This is a genomic window from Streptomyces sp. MZ04, from assembly GCF_004684775.1.
Taxonomy (GTDB): domain Bacteria; phylum Actinomycetota; class Actinomycetes; order Streptomycetales; family Streptomycetaceae; genus Streptomyces.
This window is the reverse complement of record NZ_SRIC01000464.1, coordinates 1-3,913: the sequence shown is the minus strand read 5'-3', so window position 1 is coordinate 3,913 and position 3,913 is coordinate 1. Positions and strand designations below refer to the sequence as shown.

The 3,913-nt window shown below is 70.6% G+C and carries 3 protein-coding genes; 1 reads left to right on the top strand and 2 read right to left on the bottom strand.

Features of this window, described 5'->3' with window-relative positions; all coding sequences use genetic code 11:
• Positions 1–21: 21 nt before the first annotated feature.
• On the top strand, positions 22–1,584 hold the full coding sequence (locus tag E2651_RS41840; RefSeq protein ID WP_135336501.1) for a GMC family oxidoreductase N-terminal domain-containing protein: 1,563 nt from the start codon (positions 22–24) through the stop codon (positions 1,582–1,584).
• 24 nt (positions 1,585–1,608) lie between these two features.
• Here E2651_RS41840 and E2651_RS41835 read toward each other — a convergent pair whose 3' ends face one another.
• Both E2651_RS41835 and lnt read right to left on the bottom strand, forming a co-directional pair.
• A complete protein-coding gene (locus E2651_RS41835; protein ID WP_135336500.1) occupies positions 1,609–2,079 on the bottom strand; it encodes an NUDIX domain-containing protein in 471 nt (156 codons plus the stop codon).
• Between the two features lie 10 nt (positions 2,080–2,089).
• The gene (gene lnt, locus E2651_RS41830; RefSeq protein WP_135336499.1) at positions 2,090–3,697 is read right to left on the bottom strand and encodes an apolipoprotein N-acyltransferase; all 1,608 of its coding nucleotides are present in this window, start codon (positions 3,695–3,697) and stop codon (positions 2,090–2,092) included.
• Between the last annotated feature and the right edge of the window lie 216 nt (positions 3,698–3,913).

The following is a 3,913-nucleotide window of genomic DNA, read 5'->3' as shown; positions in this document are numbered from 1 at the left end:
TCCGCAGATCCTGGAGACGTCATGCCCGCAGAGAGTCCCTTGTCCGAGTTCGACTACGTGGTGGTCGGCGGCGGTACGGCAGGCGCCGTCGTCGCCGCGCGGCTGACCGAGGACCCGGACGTCCGCGTCTGCGTGCTGGAGGCGGGCCCTTCCGACGTCGGCGACGACAACATCCTCCAACTGGACAAGTGGATGGCCCTGTTGGAGTCCGGCTACGACTGGGACTACCCGATCGAGCCGCAGGAGAACGGCAACAGCTTCATGCGGCACGCCCGCGCGAAGGTGCTCGGCGGCTGCTCGTCGCACAACTCCTGCATCGCCTTCTGGGCGCCCGCCGAGGACCTCGACGAGTGGGGCGCCCTCGGCTGCACCGGCTGGAGCTCCGCGGACTGTTTCCCGCTGTACCGGCGTTTGGAGACCAACGACGCGCCGGGCGACCACCACGGCCGCTCGGGCCCGGTGAACATCCTCTCCGTCCCGCCCAAGGACCCCTGCGGCTCGGCCCTGTTGTCCGCGTGCGCGGAGGCCGGCATCCCCACCACCCCGTTCAACACCGGCAAGACGGTGGTGCGCGGCGCCCACTGGTTCCAGATCAACTCCCGCCCTGACGGCACCCGTTCCTCCGCCTCGGTGTCGTATCTGCACCCGATCCTGGGCAAGCGGCCGAACCTCGAAGTGCGCACGGGGCTGCAGGCCAAGCGGCTGCTGTTCGACGCGGACCAGCGCTGTACGGGCGTCGAGTACCTGGAGCCGGACACCATCCACTCCGGTACGGTGCACGCGCGCCGCGAGGTCATCGTCTCCTGCGGGGCCGTCGACTCGCCGAAGCTCCTGATGCTCTCGGGGATCGGCCCGGCCGAGGAGCTGCGGGAGGTGGGCGTGGAGGTCCGGGTGGACTCCCCCGGCGTCGGCGCCCACCTTCAGGACCACCCCGAGGGCGTGATCATGTGGGAGGCGAAGCAGCCCATGGTGACCTCGTCCACGCAGTGGTGGGAGATCGGCATCTTCGCGGACACCGAACCGGGCCTCGACCGCCCCGACCTGATGTTCCACTACGGCTCGGTGCCCTTCGACATGAACACCTACCGGCGCGGCTACCCGACCACCGACAACGCCTTCTGTCTCACCCCGAACGTCACGCGGGCGCGCTCCATGGGCACGGTGCGGCTGCGCACCCGCGACTTCCGGGACAAGCCGAAGGTCGACCCGCGCTACTTCACGGACGAGCACGACATCCGCGTGATGACGTACGGCATCCGGCTCGCCCGGGAGATCGCCGCGCAGCCCGCGATGGCGGACTGGACGGGCGCCGAACTCGCGCCGGGCCCCGAAGTCACCACCGACGAGGAGCTGTTCGCGTACATCCGCGAGACCCACAACACCGTCTACCACCCGGCGGGCACCGTGCGGATGGGCGCGGTGGCCGACACCGACTCGCCGCTCGACCCCGAGCTGCGCGTCAAGGGCGTCACCGGCCTTCGGGTGGCCGACGCGTCGGTCATGCCGTTCCTGCCCGCGGTCAACCCGTGCATCACCACGATGATGATCGGCGAGAAGTGCGCGGACATGATCAAGGGGACGTGATCAAGGGGACGTGATCAAGGGGAACTAGCGGTCGAACCAGGTGGGTTGTTCCTCCGCCATCGCCTGCTTGATCCGGAAGACCCCGAACTCGTGCAGGTCGGGCAGCGCGTCCATGGCGAACCAGCCCACCTCGAGTGACTCGTCGTCATTGACCCGCGCCTCGCCGCCGACGGCCCGGCAGCGCAGCGTGATGTCCATGAACTGGCATACGTCGCCGTTCGGGTACGTCACCGGCTCCAGCGCCTCGACAAGGACCACACGCTCGACCACGCAGTGCACCGCGGTCTCCTCGAACACCTCGCGCACCGCGCACTCGGCGGGCTGCTCCCCCGGGTCCGGGATCCCGCCGATGACCGACCACTTGCCGTTGTCGGAGCGCCGACCCAGGAGCACTCTGCCCTCGTCGTCGAAGACGATGGCGGTGACTCCAGGGAGCCACAACAGCTGGTGGCCGGCGTCGGCCCGGATCGTACGGATGAAGTCAGGAGTAGCCATGCCGTCGACCCTAACGGGCGCGCCTGGCCCGTACGGCCGCCGTGACCGCCCAGCCGATGCCGCCCGCCGCGATCAGCACCAGGATGCCCTCGGGCAGGACGCCGAGCCGGGTGGCCGGGGTCTGCGAGGAGCGCAGCGGCACTTCCTGGACGAGTGAGTCGGCGGTGAACCACTTGGTCTTCTGGGAGACCTCGCCGTCCGGCAGGATGATCGCGCTGACGCCGCTGGTGACCGGGACGGTGACGGTGCGGCTGTGCTCGACGGCGCGGATCCGGGACATGGCGAGCTGCTGGTACGTCATCTCGCTGCGGTCGAACGTCGCGTTGTTGCTGGGTACGGAGATCAGCTGGGCGCCGTGGGTGACGGTGTCCCGCACGGCCCAGTCGAAGGCGGCTTCGTAGCAGGTGGCGAGGCCGACCTTGGTGCCCGCCATGGTGAAGACGCCGGGCTTCGTGCCGCGGCTGAAGTCCTGGCGGACCATGCCGACGTCGCTGCTGAAGAAGCCGACGACGGAGCGCAGCGGGATGTACTCGCCGAACGGCTGGATCTGCCGCTTGTCGTAGGTGTCCGTGGGGCCCTTCTTCGGGTCCCACAGGATCTGCTCGTTGAAGAGCTTGCCGTCCTTGGCCTCGACGACACCGCCCACCGAGACGGGGGCGCCGATCGCCTTGACCGCGCGCTCGATCGCGGCGCGTGCGTCGGGGTTGATGAACGGGTCGATGTCGGAGGAGTTCTCCGGCCACAGGACGAAGTCCGGCTGCTTCGCCTTGCCCTCCGCGACCCGGTCGGCGAGCCGTTCGGTCTCGCGTACGTGGTGGTCGAGTACGGCACGGCGCTGGGCGTTGAAGCCGAGCCCGGCCTGCGGGACGTTGCCCTGGACGGCCGCGACGGTCGCGGTGCCGTCCTCGGCGTCGTCGCTGACGAGGGGCTTGGCGGCGAAGGCCCCGACCACCGGGACGAGCACGCTCAGGACGGCAGCGGCAGCGGCACCGCGGCGTACGGCGCCCGTGCCGCGCCAGGCGCGCGCCTGGCGGACGATCTCGTACAGGCCGAAGCCGCACAGGACCACGGCGAACCCGAGGACCGGGGTCCCGCCGAGCGCGGCCAGCGCCAGGAAGACGCCGTCCGCCTGCCCGAAGGCGATCTTTCCCCAGGGGAATCCGCTGAACGGCACACGCGCGCGTGCCGCCTCACCGGCGATCCAGAGGGCCGCCGCCCACAGCGGGAAGCCCGGAAGACGTGAGACGACGGCGATGCCCGCTCCGACCAGCGCCACGAACATCGCCTCGATGGCGGCGAGCGCCAGCCAGGGTCCGGGGCCGACCTCCACCCCCGTCCACACCAGGAGCGGCAGCAGGAAACCGAGGCCGAAGAGGTAGCCGAGCCCGAGGCCCGCCTTCCACGTCCGGCCGTGCAGGCACCAGGCGAACACCGCGAAGGCGGGCAGGGCCAGCCACCACAGGGTGCGGGGCGGGAAGCTGACGTACAGCAGCACTCCGGAGAGTGCGGCCGCGGCGGCCGGGACGAGCCCGCGCAGGAAGCGCGCCTTGCGGGAGGCGGGCGCGGGCTGCGGTCCGAGCTGCTCCGACTCGTCTATGGAGGGGGTGGTGGCGGTCACTCGGGGAGTGTACGGCGCGTCACCTGGGCACGGACAGCTTGGTCATGATCAGCCGCACTCGCGGGACGCGCTGGTGGCGGGGGTTCCGGTGCCCGGCTGCCGGATCGTTCCTGCGCAAGACATCCCCAACGTGGGGCCGCAGCGACTACGGTGTGGCCGAGTCCCCGACGTGCGGCCAGATCCAGCCACCACGATCGGGGCCCGTCACGCAACGGG